The sequence below is a fragment of the Rhodococcus sp. no. 34 genome, from assembly GCF_054589475.1.
This window is the reverse complement of sequence record NZ_BAAILK010000026.1, coordinates 140,778-156,316: the sequence shown is the minus strand read 5'-3', so window position 1 is coordinate 156,316 and position 15,539 is coordinate 140,778. Positions and strand designations below refer to the sequence as shown.

13 protein-coding genes and 1 pseudogene are annotated in these 15,539 nt (G+C 63.6%); 8 read left to right on the top strand and 6 right to left on the bottom strand.

What is annotated here, in order from left to right; genetic code table 11:
- Positions 1 to 3: 3 nt before the first annotated feature.
- A complete protein-coding gene (locus tag ACYP01_RS09855; RefSeq protein ID WP_003945952.1) occupies positions 4 to 1,482 on the bottom strand; it encodes an adenylate/guanylate cyclase domain-containing protein in 1,479 nt (492 codons plus the stop codon).
- 192 nt (positions 1,483 to 1,674) lie between these two features.
- Between ACYP01_RS09855 and ACYP01_RS09850 the strand changes: the two genes are divergently transcribed.
- Genes ACYP01_RS09850 through ACYP01_RS09835 form a run of 4 tightly spaced genes read left to right on the top strand, consistent with a single transcriptional unit; the run spans position 1,675 to position 5,467 of the window.
- Positions 1,675 to 2,853 (top strand): AI-2E family transporter, encoded by a 1,179-nt coding sequence (locus ACYP01_RS09850; RefSeq protein WP_007734480.1) that lies wholly within the window; start codon positions 1,675 to 1,677, stop codon positions 2,851 to 2,853.
- Entirely contained in the window at positions 2,846 to 4,069 is a 1,224-nt protein-coding gene (macS, locus tag ACYP01_RS09845; protein ID WP_007734482.1) for a MacS family sensor histidine kinase, read from the top strand. The genes ACYP01_RS09850 and macS overlap by 8 nt, the downstream gene beginning before the upstream one ends.
- 28 nt (positions 4,070 to 4,097) lie before the next feature.
- Positions 4,098 to 4,730, top strand: coding sequence for a response regulator (locus tag ACYP01_RS09840; RefSeq protein WP_047269712.1), 633 nt, complete (start codon positions 4,098 to 4,100; stop codon positions 4,728 to 4,730).
- 17 nt (positions 4,731 to 4,747) lie between these two features.
- Positions 4,748 to 5,467, top strand: a complete 720-nt coding sequence (locus ACYP01_RS09835; protein ID WP_007734485.1) for a DUF1707 SHOCT-like domain-containing protein — start codon at positions 4,748 to 4,750, stop codon at positions 5,465 to 5,467.
- Between the two features lie 4 nt (positions 5,468 to 5,471).
- Here ACYP01_RS09835 and ACYP01_RS09830 read toward each other — a convergent pair whose 3' ends face one another.
- Positions 5,472 to 5,924: a MaoC family dehydratase gene (locus ACYP01_RS09830; RefSeq protein ID WP_003945664.1), complete on the bottom strand. Its 453-nt coding sequence runs from the start codon at positions 5,922 to 5,924 to the stop codon at positions 5,472 to 5,474.
- Positions 5,925 to 5,959: 35 nt separating this feature from the next.
- A complete protein-coding gene (locus ACYP01_RS09825) occupies positions 5,960 to 6,487 on the bottom strand; it encodes a cupin domain-containing protein (RefSeq protein WP_459679697.1) in 528 nt (175 codons plus the stop codon).
- A gap of 152 nt (positions 6,488 to 6,639) precedes the next feature.
- Between ACYP01_RS09825 and ACYP01_RS09820 the strand changes: the two genes are divergently transcribed.
- Entirely contained in the window at positions 6,640 to 7,212 is a 573-nt protein-coding gene (locus ACYP01_RS09820; RefSeq protein WP_042920278.1) for a TetR/AcrR family transcriptional regulator, read from the top strand.
- 137 nt (positions 7,213 to 7,349) lie between these two features.
- Complete coding sequence (locus ACYP01_RS09815; protein WP_459679695.1) at positions 7,350 to 9,209, top strand: DUF2339 domain-containing protein; 1,860 nt, start codon at positions 7,350 to 7,352, stop codon at positions 9,207 to 9,209.
- Between the two features lies 1 nt (position 9,210).
- Here ACYP01_RS09815 and ACYP01_RS09810 read toward each other — a convergent pair whose 3' ends face one another.
- The 3 genes from ACYP01_RS09810 to trmB are packed head-to-tail and all read right to left on the bottom strand — an operon-like array spanning position 9,211 to position 13,623.
- Positions 9,211 to 12,150 (bottom strand): MMPL family transporter, encoded by a 2,940-nt coding sequence (locus tag ACYP01_RS09810; RefSeq protein ID WP_007734492.1) that lies wholly within the window; start codon positions 12,148 to 12,150, stop codon positions 9,211 to 9,213.
- 10 nt (positions 12,151 to 12,160) lie between these two features.
- The gene (locus tag ACYP01_RS09805; protein ID WP_003945733.1) at positions 12,161 to 12,868 is read right to left on the bottom strand and encodes an NYN domain-containing protein; all 708 of its coding nucleotides are present in this window, start codon (positions 12,866 to 12,868) and stop codon (positions 12,161 to 12,163) included.
- Positions 12,865 to 13,623 (bottom strand): tRNA (guanosine(46)-N7)-methyltransferase TrmB, encoded by a 759-nt coding sequence (gene trmB, locus ACYP01_RS09800; RefSeq protein ID WP_270008403.1) that lies wholly within the window; start codon positions 13,621 to 13,623, stop codon positions 12,865 to 12,867. Before trmB ends, ACYP01_RS09805 begins: the two co-directional genes overlap by 4 nt.
- Before the next feature lie 199 nt (positions 13,624 to 13,822).
- Here trmB and ACYP01_RS09795 point away from each other — a divergent pair, with 199 nt between their 5' ends.
- Together ACYP01_RS09795 and ACYP01_RS09790 are read left to right on the top strand one after the other, a co-directional pair.
- Positions 13,823 to 14,719, top strand: coding sequence for a GTPase domain-containing protein (locus ACYP01_RS09795; protein WP_007734494.1), 897 nt, complete (start codon positions 13,823 to 13,825; stop codon positions 14,717 to 14,719).
- Positions 14,720 to 14,900: 181 nt separating this feature from the next.
- Positions 14,901 to 15,539: pseudogene (locus ACYP01_RS09790) on the top strand (hypothetical protein); the annotation flags it as partial.

The window sequence follows — 15,539 nt, the reverse complement described above, 5'->3', positions numbered from 1 at the left end:
ACCCTAACCAATTTGATCCGGATCGACCTCTGGATACTTTTCCGGCCACGCCAGATGCGTCAGTCGTCGGCGCCCACGCAGTTGGACTTGCTCTCCGAGTTCCCACTCGGCCTGTTCCTCTTCGTCGGCGAAGTACAACGCGCTCGTCGACGCCAGCACCCGGCTCGGCCGAAGTTTCGCGAGCTCGGTGAGCCGTGACGCCTCGTTGACCGGATCACCGATCACGGTGTACTCGAAACGTTCGGCAGCACCGATGTTGCCGGCGACCGCGAGCCCCGCGCTCACACCGATTCCGACGTCGAGGCCGGTGATGTCGTTGAGCTTGAACCGCAGCTCGCGAGCCGCCGCCAAGGCCGCAGTCGGAGCGTCGGGCCGATCTAGTGGTGCACCGAAGATGGCGAGTGCCGCATCACCCATGAACTTGTTGACAAAACCATGGTGACGATCGATGACGTCGACGACCACACGGAAGAACTCGTTGAGCAGTTCGACCACTTCACCCGGCGGGCGCTCGGCCGCGGCACCGGTTGATCCGACCATGTCGACGAACAGAACTGCCACGAATCGAGTTTCGCCGCCCAGCTCGGTACCGAACTTCAACGCGCGCCGGGCCACGTCCTCGCCGACGTGCTGACCGAACAGCTCACGCAGCAGACGACGTTCGTCGGACTCTTTCATCATGCGGTTGAAGCCGACCTGCAGCCGGCCGATCTCACTGCCGTCGAACACCTCGACGCGTACGTCGGTGGCGCCGCGCTGCACCCGCTCGATGGCGCGTCGCAGTTGGCGGATCGGATCGGAGATCTGGGTAGCCGTCAGCATCGACAGCGCAAAGGCCTGCACGATCGCCATGATCGAGATGAGCAGGATCGCCCACGCGAGCGAGTCGGGGGAGAACTCGAGATCGGTCGTGAGCTGCGTCGAGCACAGCAAGATGATGCCTGCGACGGGCATCAGCGTGCCGAGTCCCCAGGTCATCGCCAGCCGGGTTCCGACGCCAGGCGCCATGGTCCGATCGAATTCGCCCTCGCTCAAAGCCTGGGCGGCGACCGGACGCAAAATGCGCTCACCGAGCATGTAAGTGAACCCGAAGGTCGTGGTCGCGGCCATGCACACCGTCACGATCACGGCGATCGCGAGTCCGGGCATCTCGGTGATGGTCAGGAACACGAAGATGATGCCGCCCAGAATCCACAGCACCAGGTGGACGATGGCCTGGCGAAGCGGCGCGTGCAGTGCCGCCATCTGCTCGGACCTCGTGGGTGGACCCCCGCGCAGCCGCCAACGGATGACCGACTTCAACATCATTGCCGCCGCCGTAAGGCTGACGGCGCCGGCGAATGCCAGGTACACGCCGAAGATCGCAAAATTGCGGACCCGGTCGGCAACTATCGCGTCGGACTCCTGGATCGGCACGCCGTACCGGACGAAGGCAAAGACCAGTACCGCGCCGATCAGATTGGCTGCGAGCATGGAGAGCATATAGAGGGGCCACCGGCTGCGGATGGTCACCGCTATTGCTCTGTATGAGGCCCGCACAGGGTTCAATTTAGCTGGCAGAGGTCGAAGTGTTGGTACGCGCGTCCGATTATTCGTCCGCTCACCTGTGTCGGCCGGGCCGGTTAGGCTCGCGATGTGAACGCAAACAGGGGGCGTGCGGAGCGAGCATCGAGGATGAACAAACCCATCTCCGCCGACGCTCGGGCGGTGCATCCCGGCGTGCGCATCGCTGCGGAATGGTCGTGGCGCCTCATTGTGATCTTCGCCGGACTGTTGGTTCTCGGGTACGTCGTACTCCGCCTCGAAACCGTGCTCATCCCGGTGGGGCTGGCTCTGCTGGCATCAGCTCTGCTGATCCCGATTGTCGATCGGCTACAGGTGTGGGGTGTTCCCCGCTCGGCAGCCGTCATCGTCGTTCTGCTTGCCTCGATCGGACTGGTCGCGGGAATCATGACGTTTGTCGTCGAGCAGTTCATCGACGGGTTGCCCCAGCTCACCGACCAGTTCACGGCCAGCGTCACGCAAATTCAGAACTGGCTCACCAGCGGTCCGCTGCACTTCAGCGAGGATCAGATCCGCCAGGCAGGTGATTCGGTCGTCAAGTCGGTGCAATCCAATCGTGAGTCCCTGACCAGCGGCGCCTTGACCACGGCGACAGTCATCGGCGAGATCTTCACCGGGGCATTGCTGACGCTGTTCACTCTCATCTTCTTCCTCTACGGCGGCGATCAGATCTGGCAGTTCGTCACCCGGATCGTTCCCACCGACGCGCGTCGTCGCGTACGGATCGCCGGTTCTGCAGGTTTCGGGTCGCTGATCGGCTACGTGCGCGCCACGGTCGCGGTTGCCGCCGCCGACGCGATCGGTATCGGTGCCGGCCTGGCGATCCTCGGGGTGCCGCTCGCCCTGCCGCTGGCGTCGTTGGTGTTCATCGGCGCGTTCATTCCGATCGTCGGTGCATTTCTGACCGGTTTTCTCGCGGTGCTTGTCGCTCTGGTCACGAAGGGTTTCCTGACGGCGCTGATCGTCCTCGGCATCATCATCGGCGTCATGCAGCTCGAAGCGCACGTGATGCAACCGCTGTTGTTGGGTCGCGCTGTTCGCCTGCATCCGCTGGCAGTCGTTCTCGCCATTACAACGGGCATCGTTCTCGCTGGAATCGTCGGCGGGCTCTTGGCTGTCCCGATCGTCGCGGTCCTGAATACCGCTATTCGTTCCCTCCTCGCCGACGACCCGGACATCGCGTACGCCGAACTGCACGTCGAAGATCCGGAGACCCCACTGTTCCCCGCCGAACCCGACGAGCCGCGTGCCGAGCCTCGCATCGTGAACCCCACTCCTCCCGATGACTGAGCCCACCCGCCGTCGTCGGCTGCACTATCAGCCGACCGTTCGCGAGGCGTCGGGTGTCGACACCGACCCTGATGCCCCGCTGTGGCGGGCGGCGCAGGCATTTCGGCTCGTCACGCTGGTGTACGCGATCAGCTACCAGTTCGCCTCGGCCTCCGACTACACCAACTCTCGGCTCAGCTGGTTCTTCGTCGCTCTGATGGCCGTGTGGACCGGGGTGTCGGCACTGTTGCTCGGGACATCCGGTGCTTTGTTCGGGAAGAAGCTGCCGCGGTATCAGGTGGTGATCGCCGATCAGGTGGTCGTCATCTTGCTGATGGCGTCGACGAGGCTGGTCTCCGACCACGAGTGGTATCAGAATCACCAGACGCTGCCCACCACACTGTGGGCCACCAACGCGGTCATCTCCGCGGCAATTCTCGGCGGGCCGTGGCTCGGTATGGCGTCCGGAGTTGTCATCTCGGCGGCCAGCGCGATCATCCGCGACCAGGTCAACCTGGACCTCTGGCGCGATGCGACGGCTCCCGTGCTCGTATCGGTCGGCCTGGCGTTGGGCTTGGCCACCACCACCGCTCGGCGCTCGCATCGACAACTCGAGCAAGCCGTCCGTCTGGCGGCGGCCACCGAAGAGCGCGAGCGTTTGGCACGCGAAGTACACGACGGCGTTCTGCAGGTGCTGGCGATGGTGCGCAGGCGAGGTGCGGCACTCGGCGGCGAAGCAGCTGAACTGGCTGCTCTGGCCGGTGAGCAGGAGGTCGCCTTGAGAATGCTGATCTCCGAGCAGGTTTCGGGCGCCGCGGCAGACGTCGGCGGACAGACAGTGGATCTGTGTCCGCTGCTGACCACGCAGGCAAGCACGTCGGTGTCGGTGTCGACGCCCGCGCACCCCGTCGTGATCGAGCGTGATCGAGCCATCGAACTGGCAGCCATCGTCGACAATGCTCTGTCCAATGTCGGGCTGCACGCCGGGCCCGCGGCGAAGGCATACGTATTGCTCGAAGATTTGCCGGACGAGGTGATCGTCAGCATCCGCGACGACGGCGTCGGAATCCCCGAGGGTCGCTTGGCGCAGGCCGAAGCCGAAGGCCGCATGGGAGTATCGAAGTCCATTCTCGGTCGAGTGCAGGTGCTCGGCGGCACTGCAGTCCTGCAAACCGGGCCGGGGGAGGGCACCGAATGGGAGATCAACGTTCCGAAGGGGAAAAGTGAGCGTGGCTGACGAACATGGCGAGAATCCGGTGACGGTGATGGTCGTCGACGATCACCCGATGTGGCGCGACGGTGTCTCCCGGGACCTCGAAGCTGCCGGCTTCACCGTGAGCGCCACGGCGGAGGGTGTCGAGAGTGCGCGCCGCCGGGCCGCCGCCGTGCAACCGGCGGTGGTTCTGATGGACATGAACCTGCCGGACGGAAACGGTGCCGACGCCACCACCGCAGTTCTCGAGGTTTCGCCGAAGAGCAAGGTACTGGTGCTTTCGGCCTCTGCCGAACGTGACGACGTCCTCGACGCGGTCAAAGCCGGAGCGTCGGGTTACCTGGTCAAGAGTGCTTCGGTGGCGGAACTGCTCGAGGCCGTGCGAGCGACTTTCGACGGACAAGCCGTCTTCACCCCCGGCCTCGCCGGATTGGTGCTCGGTGAGTACCGCCGGATGTCGACGGCACCGGCCGACGATCGCGCACCCGAGCTGCCTCGGCTCACCGACCGTGAGACCGAAGTGCTCCGTCTTGTCGCCAAGGGGCTGAGCGCAAAACAGATCGCCACGAGGCTCTCGCTCAGCCACCGGACCGTCGAAAACCATGTGCAGGCAACGCTTCGGAAGCTTCAGTTGGCCAATCGCGTCGAGCTCACGCGATACGCGATAGAACAAGGTCTCGAATAACGTTTATCCTGGAAATCATGGAGGCCAGGAATCTACGCGTATCCGATGCCGAACGAGAGCATGTCGGCGAGCTGCTGCAGAAAGCTGTCGGTCAAGGGATGCTCTCGCTCGGTGAGTTCACCGAGCGCATGGACACTGCCTTGGCTGCAAAGACACGAGGTGAGCTCAACTCGGTTCTCGCCGATCTTCCGGGCATCACACTGATCTCCGACTACGACCCACCCGCGTATCCCAATGCGGGTCAGCCGATGTACCAAGGCCAGCCCTACCCGGCGCCGACGTACCAACCCCAACCGCCGCCGGTTCACCCGAGCCCGCCTTACCGCGCTCCCGTCGGGGCTCCGGTTGTAGGTACTTACGGAGCGGCAAATGCTGCCGTGATCCGTGGACGAATGGCGACGGTGACGCGGAACGGTGCCTGGATCGTTCCACCAGCTGTCGTGGTCGACACCAGAATGTCCAGTGTGACTATCGATTTCACGCGCGCGGTGATGCAGACGCAGGTCGTGAACATCTCGATCGACGACTACGCCAGCTCGATTTCACTGATCGTTCCCGAAGAGGCGACGGTGGACATGAACGGTGTCGAGGCAGTCGGGGGAAGCGCGTCGAACAAGGTTCGGTCCGGCCCACAGATGGGCCCGCTGCATCTGGTGGTGCACGGCAAGGTGCGATTCGGCAGTGTCACCGCGAAGCATCCCTTCGGTACCACGATTCGAAAGATGTTCGGCTCCTGACCTTTCAGTGATACGCGCGGGTCAACATTTCGGCGACGCACACGGGCTTGTCACCGTGTTCTCGTTCGAACGTCTGCGTCACCGTGATCTGGACACCGCCGTTGATCGGTTCGACTTTGCTCAACGTCGCGCGCATGCGGACACGAGAGCCGACCGGAAGCGGAGCAGGCAACCTGACCTTGTCGAATCCGCAGTTGAGAGCAAACGCAAAACCTTCGAGCGAGAACATTGCGTACGAGAACTTGGGGCCGAGTGAGAGCGTGTAGTTGCCGTGCGCGATGGTTCCGCCGAACGGCGACTCCTTCGCGCGATCCACATCGACGTGAATCCACTGATCGTCGCCGGTGACCCGGGCGAACTCGTCGATGGACTCCTGGGTGACATCGTGCCAGTCGCTGACGCCCAGCTCTTGGTTCAGGTTGGCGCTGAGGTCTTCTGCTCCGGTGAGTACAAGCATGAATTTTCCTTCGATCGGTAGGTGCTGACAGTCGGTCAGTGACTTTCGATGCCGAATCCCACACCGTGTGTCTGTGCGATCTCGGCGGTGGCAACGAGATCGAATTCGATCCCGAAGTCTGCTTCTACCCGCGCTGCAACCGATTCCGCGGCGGAACCTGCTTCGGCCAGTAGTTTCGGCATCAGTTCGAACAGGTCTTCCATCCCTCCGGGCGTGATGATTTCGAGAATCCGTGCTGGAGCGTCGTCGGGATTCCACACGGCGTGCCACTGGCCACGCGGTTTGAAGATCATGGCGCCGGTCTCCGCGTAGACGACCTCGTCTCCGACCATCGCTGCGACGCGGCCACTTTGAACCACCGTGTACTCGTCTTCCCGGCTGTGGCGATGGACCGGTGAGGTCATCGAATGCGGAGCGATGCGGTGTTGTACAAGAGAGAAACCTCCCTCGGTTTGTTTACTACGAACCATCATCCGGACGCCGGTGGCCGCGAGGGTCCCGGCGAGGTCTTCGTCCGGTTCGAGGACGGTCGTGGTGGTGTTGTTCGGGGAATTCGGTGACATCGATTCAGTCCTTCGTCGTCGTGAGCGTCGTTGGCCGCGCTCCGGTTCGTTGATTCCCGAATCATGTACCAATCGGTCTAGTGATGCAAGGTTTTGACAATTTATGCACTTCAAGTCTTGTCGATATGTGTACTGATCGGTATATTGAACGTATGTCTACGAGGGATTTGTTGGTCGATGCCGCTGCCGATCTGTTGCAGCGGAAGGGCTACGCCGGAACGGGGGTGTCGGAAGTTCTCTCGGCTAGTGCGACTACCAAAGGTTCCTTGTACTTTCACTTTCCCGGCGGCAAGGAAGAACTCGCAGGCGAGGCTCTGAGGCGACGTGGCGAGGCAATGGCCGATTTCATCCGGCACCTGCTGGAGAGCTCACCCGATGCAGCCACCGCGATCTCGGCATTCGCCGCCGCATTGGCTGCGCGTTTGTCGGATTCGGACTACGAACGTGGATGCGCCCTGGCTACGGCAACACTGGATGCCGCAACCGAATCCGAGGTCATCCGCGGTGCTTGCGCGGACGGGTACAACTCATGGCTCGCACTGCTGGCTCAGCGCCTCGAGGCAGACGGTTGGTCCCGCGAAGACGCCGAGTCCGAGGCAATTCTGGCTCTGTCCGCACTCGAGGGCGCGCTGGTCCTTGCTCGGGCGCGTCAGGATCCCGCTCCGCTTCACACTTCGGGTCGGCTTCTGTCCGAACGATTGCGGAACGCGGCACCTCGGCGTTAGTGCCCTGTCAGTCGAGGGTGCTGTCAGTCGAGGGTGCTGTCAGTCGAAGGTGTCCTCAGTTGAGTACGAGAAGTCCCCAGGCTGATCGAGTAGTACTACTCATCTGATCGGTTCGGCCACGCAGCAAGCTCGAAGCCATGACCACACCGAGCTCTTCCGCCGTCGATCCGCGACTGGTGACCGCCCTCTCGGCCGAGTGCGACAGCATCGGCCGGCAGTTGCGTCACATGGGCCAGAACCTGTCGATCCTGCAGACTCAGCTGGCCTCGGCTACTGCGACCCCGCCCATGCCGGTAGTCCCGGCACCCGCAGCTCCGGTGCCACAGGTGCCGCAGATGCCGCCAATGCGTTCTCAGCAGAGCGTGCCCGCGTGGCAGCCGCCGACGTATCCGGTTGCCGCACCTCGCCAGCCCTGGTGGCAACGCGACGGTGTCATCAGTCGACTCCTGGCCGCGGCCGGTGTTGCCGTCACACTGATCGGCGTCGTGATGCTGCTGGTACTTGCAGCGCAGGCCGGATTCTTCGGACCTCCGCTGCGGGTGCTCGGCGGTGCGCTCCTTTCCGGCGCCTTGGTGTTTGCCGGGGTGCGGGTCCACGGACGACCAGGGGGCAAAGTGGGGGCAATTGCCCTGGCTGCCACCGGTTTTGCAGGGATGTATCTCGATGTCGTCGCAGCCTCCGTTCTCTACGGTTGGGTGACGACACCGCTCGCGGTGGTGATTGCCTTCGGAATCGCCGCCGCCGGCGTTGCCCTCGCCGTGAAGTGGGATTCCGAATCGCTGGCGCTCATGATCGTTCTGGGAGCAGCGCTGCTGGCTCCCGTGTTGACGTCGGGAATATCGTTGACCCTCATCGGTTTCCTCTTCGCGATCCAATCGGCGACATTCTCCGCCCAGCTCGGTCGTGACTGGAAATACCTGGGCATGGCGCGCACCGCACCGGTGGTTCTCGCACTGCTCGCAGCGATAGCGTCGGAGTCCATCTTCGACGAATCCGGTAACAGTGCAGTGCAATTGGTGATCAGTGCCGGCGTGGTTGCAATCGTGGGGGCCGGCTGCGCGATGGTTATGCAGTGGACGGGTTCGCCCTCGCGTGACGGCATTGCAGGGGCGTGGTCCACCGCTACCTTTGTTGTCTCGTCCCTTCCGCTGATGAGCGTCGGAGCCGTGCTCGGGCGCACCGAATCCGCAGTGCTGTACGGAATTGCTGCGGCACTACTTCTTTCGACTGCAGCGGCGGCCAAGCCTTTGCCGACGCAACTGCGATTCGGACTGGGCGCAACCGGCGCCCTCGCATTATTGCTCTGCTGCTTCTCCGGGGCGACGGAATCTCTGGTCGTGCCGCTGATCCTCACGGTCGGAATGATCTTCCTCGGAGTCTCGCTGTATGCGGGTTCGCGCTTCGTCTTCGCCCTCGGAACCGTCTTTGCGGCAATCGGATCGATCGGATACCTCACGACGGTTCCGCCGGAAGCGTTGACGACCGCTCGCGCCGCGTCCAGGCAACTCGGTGCGATGACGGCGCTCTCGAGCCTGACGGCGATAGGCGCGCTGGTGATGCTGGTCTGGGCGATTCACCGACTGAAGTTGATTGCCGATTCCAACGCGGCGGTTCTATGGGCGGGCGCAGGGTTCGGTGTCCTCTACGCGGTGACGTGCGCGCTCGTCTCATCCGGCGTCGAAATTTTCGACAGTGCAACCGGATTCGTTGCCGGGCACAGTGTTGCAACCATCGTCTGGATGCTTGCCGCCACGTCAGCGCTGGTGCTCGGATTGAACAACCGCCAGCACGCTCGCGTCTTGCTCGGAGCCGGGCTTGCTCTCACCAGTGCGGCCGTGGCAAAGCTGTTCCTCTTCGACCTGGCCACACTCAGTGGGCTGGTGCGCAGCGTTGCCTTCCTGGTGGTCGGCTTGCTGCTCCTGCTGGTCGGGACACGTTATGCACGAGCCTTCGCCAAGCAGGAGCAGGAGCAGGTCAGCTTCGCTTCTGGATCATGAGTCAGCTTCGCTTCTGGCGAGCGATGAGCTCGCTCACGCTGATGGCGCCTGCGTCGTCAGGCCGGTGCCTGCCGGTGGCGTTGTCGTCGCCGTCAGGGGTGGCGTCCGAGACTCGGGGCTCGTTGGTAGGCGAAGGCGAATCCGTGAAAACCCCGTTACGACGCTCCGGAGCGGTCGGTGGAGGCGGCGACTGGGGGGTCGCCTCCACCGAGGTCGGGGCTGAACCGTTTGTTGCAGAGCCGTTGGTAGCACCGTTTGCGGAGCCGTTCCGGCTCGCGCCGTTGGAGCCTGAACTGCTGCTGGCAGCACCGTTGGTCGCCGAACCGTTTGTCCGCGAAGGCGTCCGGACCACCGGCAGTGGACGTGAGGCCGGGGGAGTCTGTTCCCGGGCCCGCAGGTCCGACAACCAACTCTCGATGGGACGCTCGGCCGGCGCAGCGGGCGTGGGGTTTCTGCGCTTGTCGCTGGCATTCGGTTGCGGCCGGTACGAGGGATTGGGTACAGGTGCCTCGATCAGGTTCTGGGGGGCGCTGGCTGCACTCCCGATATCGAGACGACGTCGCGGTGCCGGCTTCTCCGCGGCGGGAGCCTCCGTGTTGGGTGCCTTGATCGCCATTTCGCTGAGCGGAATGGGCTCGGTGAGAGGATCGGGAACGCGAGGTCCGCTTTCCGGCTGTGCAGCCGGGGCAGGCGGTGGCATGACCCGCGAGGCCGCTTCGATCTTGCGCGGCTGACCCGGTCCGGCGATCGCACCGACAGGCGCGATCTGCGGGACGTTCGCGAGTACCAGCTCGTTGTCGAGGATCGGCTCGCCCAGCCCGATCTTCTGCTGGATCCGCTTCATCCAGGCCGGAGCCCACCAGCAGTCGTCGCCGAGCAGTTTCATGGTCGCGGGGACCAGGAACATTCGGATGAGAGTCGCGTCGATGATCAGCGCGGAGATCATGCCGTAGGAGATGTATTTCATCATCACCAGATCGGACAAGCCGAATGCGCCGGTGACCACGATCAGAATCAGTGCGGCAGCGGTGATGATCCGGCCGGTATGTGCCGTGCCGATACGGATGGATTCGGTAGTACTCGCGCCCTGCGCTCGCGCTTCGACCATGCGGGAGAGCAGGAACACTTCGTAGTCGGTCGACAGGCCGTAGACGATCGCGATGATCAACACCAGGACGGGAGACATGATCGGCCCCGGTGTGAAGTTCAACAGACCGGAACCGTGCCCGTCGATGAAGATCCAGGTCAAGATTCCGAGCGTCGAACCCAGTCCGAGCGCGCTCATCAATGCGGCCTTGATGGGCAGGACGAGCGAGCCGAACGTCAAGAACATCAGCAAGGTCGTCAGCAGGATGACGGATACGACCATCAGCGGCAGACGATCGAGCAATGCGTCGACGCTGTCCTGCTCGATGGCCGGAGTGCCGCCGACCAGCACAGTTGTGCCCTCGGGCCAGTCCGCGGACCGCAGATAGTCGATGGTGGGACGTGCTTCGTTCCGCTCCGTCAGACCGGCCTTGAGGACGTTGACACCGTCCTTCGTCGCAACCTCCGGGGTGAACTTCTCGACCAGACCTGGCGCAGCATTTGCGGTCTTGGAAATCTGACCGAGAGTGGTGTTGTCGGCTCCCTCGATGACGAGTCGAACGGGCTCGGTGCGATTGCCGGGGAAGAGTTCGTCGAACTGCGCCTGCGCGACACGCGTGGGGCTGTCCGGGGGCAGGTACGTCTCGTTGATACCGCCGAACTTGATGCCCGTCAGCGGAATGATCATCAGCAGTAGAGCCGCGACGATCGGGACCGCGACCTTGAGCGGATGCTGCATGACCCAGCGGGTGAGCTTGCCCCAGAAACCGTTCTCGATTTCCTCGTTGGTCTTGGTCTGGCGCAGCTTCTTGAAGGTCAGCGCGTCGATCCGCTTGCCGAGAATGCCGAGAATCGCGGGAAGAATCGTGATGGACGAGATCGCGGCAAGCATGACGGCAGCAATGGCGCCGTAAGCCACCGATTTGAGGAAGCCCTGCGGGAACAACAGCAGACCGCCGAGGCTGACGGCAACCATGGTCGCCGAGAACATGACCGTTCTACCTGCCGTCATGACCGTTCGGCGTACAGCGGTCGGGGTGTCGTACCCCTCGGCTATCTCTTCTCGGAAACGGCTGACGATGAACAGTCCGTAGTCGATCGCCAGACCCAGGCCGACCAGAGAGACCACGGGCGCAACAAACGCGTTGACCTCGGTGAAGTTGGTGATCAGTCGAATGATGCCGTTGGCGCCGATGACGGTCAGACCGCCGACGATCAACGGGAGGGCAGCAGCGACGACGCCACCGAAGACGAAGAACAGCAGGACACCGACAGCAGGAATCGCGAGCATTTCCATGCGCTTGATGTCGTTGGCCATCGTGTCGTTGAGCGAATTCGCGACAGGTTGCAGGCCGGCGAGTTGCACGTCGACGCCGTCGATGTAGAACTGCGACTCGACGTCGCGGAAGTTGTTGGACACCGCGGTGTCGTTGTCTCCGGCGATCGCGATGCTGGTGACCGCGTGTTGCTTGGTCTTGTCCGCCAGGGCCGCCACCGAGAGACCGTTGTCGACCTTGAAGTACGAGCCGTTGATCTTCATGATCTGGTCGGGGTTGTCGGCGACGAGTCGCTGCAGATTGTCGATGACCTTCGCTTGGAACTCGGGGTCGTCGACGGTCTTGCCCTCCGGCGCCGTGTACAGCGCCAGAACGTCACCCGTCGTGCTGCGTCCGAACGTGCCGTCAGCGAGTTTGGCAGCCTCTACCGATTCCGACCCCGGATCGTCCCAGCCGCTCTGGCTGAGATGATCCTGCAGGCTCAGGCCGTACGCAGCGAGCCCGAGGAGCCCCGCCACCATGACAGCGATGACGGTGAAGCGGGCTCGATAGACGATGCTTCCCCAGCTGGCGAACACTGATCAACTCCTACTCGGCAACACTTTTTCGCCCGATGAGCAGGGCAGAAAGCGGTCGGAACGGCTGCAACCAGGCGCCCTCGTCGGGCAGGGTGTCCAGGCTTACCCGTGGCAGAGGCTCACGGAAGACACCTGGGATGTCCTCGAGATCGACGAAGTCCAAGATATCGGACGACACAGCCCAGCTGGCGTGTTCACGGAACCCGAGAACCTGGACCGGGATACCGGTTGCTGCGATGTCCTCGAGAGGTTCGCGGAACGCTTGGCCGTCGGCGGACGCGACCATGATTCCGGCGAGGCCCTCGCCGTACCGGAGCGCGATGTGCTCGAGCATGTCCGAATCGACATCGCTGTCTTCATCGACCTTCGGCTTGGCGAACACCGCGAAACCCACGTTACGCAAGGCTTCGACCCAAGGACGAACGACGTCGGCGCTGCCGGACGCGATGTTGGTGAAGACGGTCGCTTCAGGCTCGAGCGTGCCGCTGTTCTGTGCGGACAGTTCGGCGGTGCGAGAGAGCAGCCAACGACCCAAAGCGTCGAATCGTGGCCGGTAGGCGGCGGTAGGCCGGCCACCGAGGATAGCGCCGAGGCCCATGTCGAGGTTAGGGGCGTCCCAGACCAGAAGCACCCGCTTGGGGTGGCGGGAGTCACGACCGAAGTCGAGAGGAGATTCCGACGACGTCACGTCGTCGGATAGCTGTTCGCTGACGCTCATGCTCTGATCTTCCCCCATATAAGCTCGGTGATTGCACTTCCGACCTTATGGGCTTTGTCCTCGAACTTGGTGACCGGACGCTCGTGGGTCATCGGAGACTCCCAGTCGAGTGCGGTCAGCAGCGGCTCGGCATTGCCGGCTTCTTCGATCCATTCGGCGTAATCGGCGTGATCGGTTGCCACGTGCAGGACTCCGCCGGGCTTGAGGCGGTTGGCGATCAGCGAGAACGTCGGCCCCTGCAGGAGGCGACGCTTGTGATGGCGGGCCTTGGGCCACGGATCCGGGAAGAACACCCGGACGCCCGTCAGGGACTCGGGGGCGACCATGTTCTCGAGTACGTCCATCGCGTCACCGCGCAGTACGCGGACGTTGGGAATTTCTTCGCGTTCGACCTGCTGGAGAAGCTGCGCGAGCCCGGGGCGGTACACCTCGATCGCGATCAGGTTCACGTGCGGTTCCGCCTTGGCCATTGCGGCCGTCGCGGTGCCGGTACCCGAACCGATCTCGATGATCAGGGGTGCTTCGCGTCCGAACCATGCGTTCGCGTCGAGCGGTGTGTCCGAGACGTCGGCGCCGATGAGCGGCCACTGACGGTCCCAAGCCTGCTGCTGTGCGTCGGTCAGCGCGCCCCGGCGAGAGCGAAAGCTGGTCACTCTCGGATGGAGACGGGACCCCTTGGTGTGGTCCGTCTGCCCCGTGTCAGGGGTCTGCGGTGCATGCTGATCGGCTTCGTTCACGAACCCATTGTCACGCATGACCCCCGTTTAGCGCAGACGGGTCTGAAGTTTGAGTTGAGACTTTCCACGGAAAGTCCTGAAACCGTCGACTTCGGACTGTCGGCGAAAGGGCGGTGTCACCTGCCGTCCTTGCCGAGAACCTGACAGAATCTCACCGACACGATGGGGACGTGGGGTGGGGATGAACACAGGATTTGCATGCAGTAATTGGTCACGAATGTTGCCCGCAGAATCGATCGACGACGCCTGCGTGGAGCCGATCGATCAGTTGCGCGCTCTGGCATATCGGCTGACATCGATCGATTCGGGAGCCGCCGAGGCGGTTCACTCGGTGCTCGGATCGCTGACAGCGCCGCTCGAATTGGTGGTCGCCGGGCGAGCCGGGGTGGGGCGGTCGTCGTTGGCGCGGATCCTGGGGCGCGACGACCGGTTCTCGCGCAGAGTTGTCGGCGCACCGGTTGTGGTGACCGAGTCGAGGGCATTCGATGTCCCTGGAACGTCGAACCCCGATCTGGGTCGTCGTTGCGTTGTCTACGTGGTGGTCGACGCGGTCCGCGACGTCGACGGCCGAGCCATTGCTCGAGTTTCCGATCGTGTGGTCGTCGCTGCGAACAAGGCTGACTTGTTCGGTCCGCGCTGGGACGAGGCGCTGGGACGGGCGGCGGAAATCTCGGAGAACGTCGGCGTGCCCACGGTTCCGGTGGAGACACTGACCGGGCGCGGCGTCGAAGAGTTGTTCGCGGCTCTCGGACCTGTTCTGGAGGCGCAGTGGTGGGGCCGGGTCGAGCAGATCGGCCCGGCGCTGAGGCGATCTGCCTCGCGCAGCATTGCGGGCAGGGACGAGATCGAGTTGTATCTGAGTTCGGACTCCGCGGTGTTGTTCGGCGCTGCGGCGGCGATGATGAGCCCCGAAATTCGAGCCCTGCGTCAAGGCGAGCCTCCCGATCCTCGTACCGCTGACGACGCGGGCACGTGCAGCCGGTGGTGGGGCGAGCTCGTGGACGAGTCGGAACAGTGTCCGCAACAAAGGGTCTCACTGATTCGACGCGGGTATGTGCGTCGGTGGGCGCAGCTCGGAGGCGATCGCTCTGCCCCGGCGGTGACCGATGAATAGCGTTTCGGTACTTCCGGATTCGGTGCTGCGCGTGGTGCAGCGATGGAATCCGGCATCCGATCCGGGTCGCCAGGTCGCCGCCGAAACATGCAGGGGCACTCGCATTTACGTTGTCGGTCCACCAAGGTGTGGACGGGAAGACGTCGCGCAGATGTTCGATGCTTCGGATGATTGTTCGTCAGTGACACGCGAGGTGGACGCCGACGTCGTACTTCTGGTCGTCGATGCCGCCAGTGTGATCGGACGCGAGGATCTCCTTCTCCTCGGCGACGCTGCGGCGAGCGGAACCCCGGTGGTGGTGGCGCTGACCCGCGTCGACGTCTATCGAGACTGGCAGGCGGTGCGCCGGCGTGATGCCGAGATTCTCGCTTCGCACTGCACCGCTTTTGCGCAGGCTCCCGTGGTCCCGATTGCGCCTGGTCAGGAGCAGTCGCTCGTTGCGGTCGTGAGCCGGGCGGCACGGGAGAGGGAAGCAGGTGGTTCGGATTCCGGAGTCATCGCACAGACGCGCCGGATGATCGAGATGGAGATCCGGAATCTACGTGACGGTGTTCCTGGTGCCGAACTGCGGGCAGAGCGATCGCAGCTGCTCGCAGACCGTGACGGCCGGCGAGGCGAACGCCTGGTGCAGGTGCGAAGCCGACTGCAACGAGCGCGCGGGGATCTGTCACAACAAATCGCCGAGGCAACCCGGGCGACGGTCGCCGGGGCACGTGCATGGGTCGACACGGCCTCGCGAGCCGAATTGGGCAGCGTGCCGACGCGACTGCAGCACGAGGTCGACCACCACACCCGGGTGTTCGACGCCGCGATGGCGGCA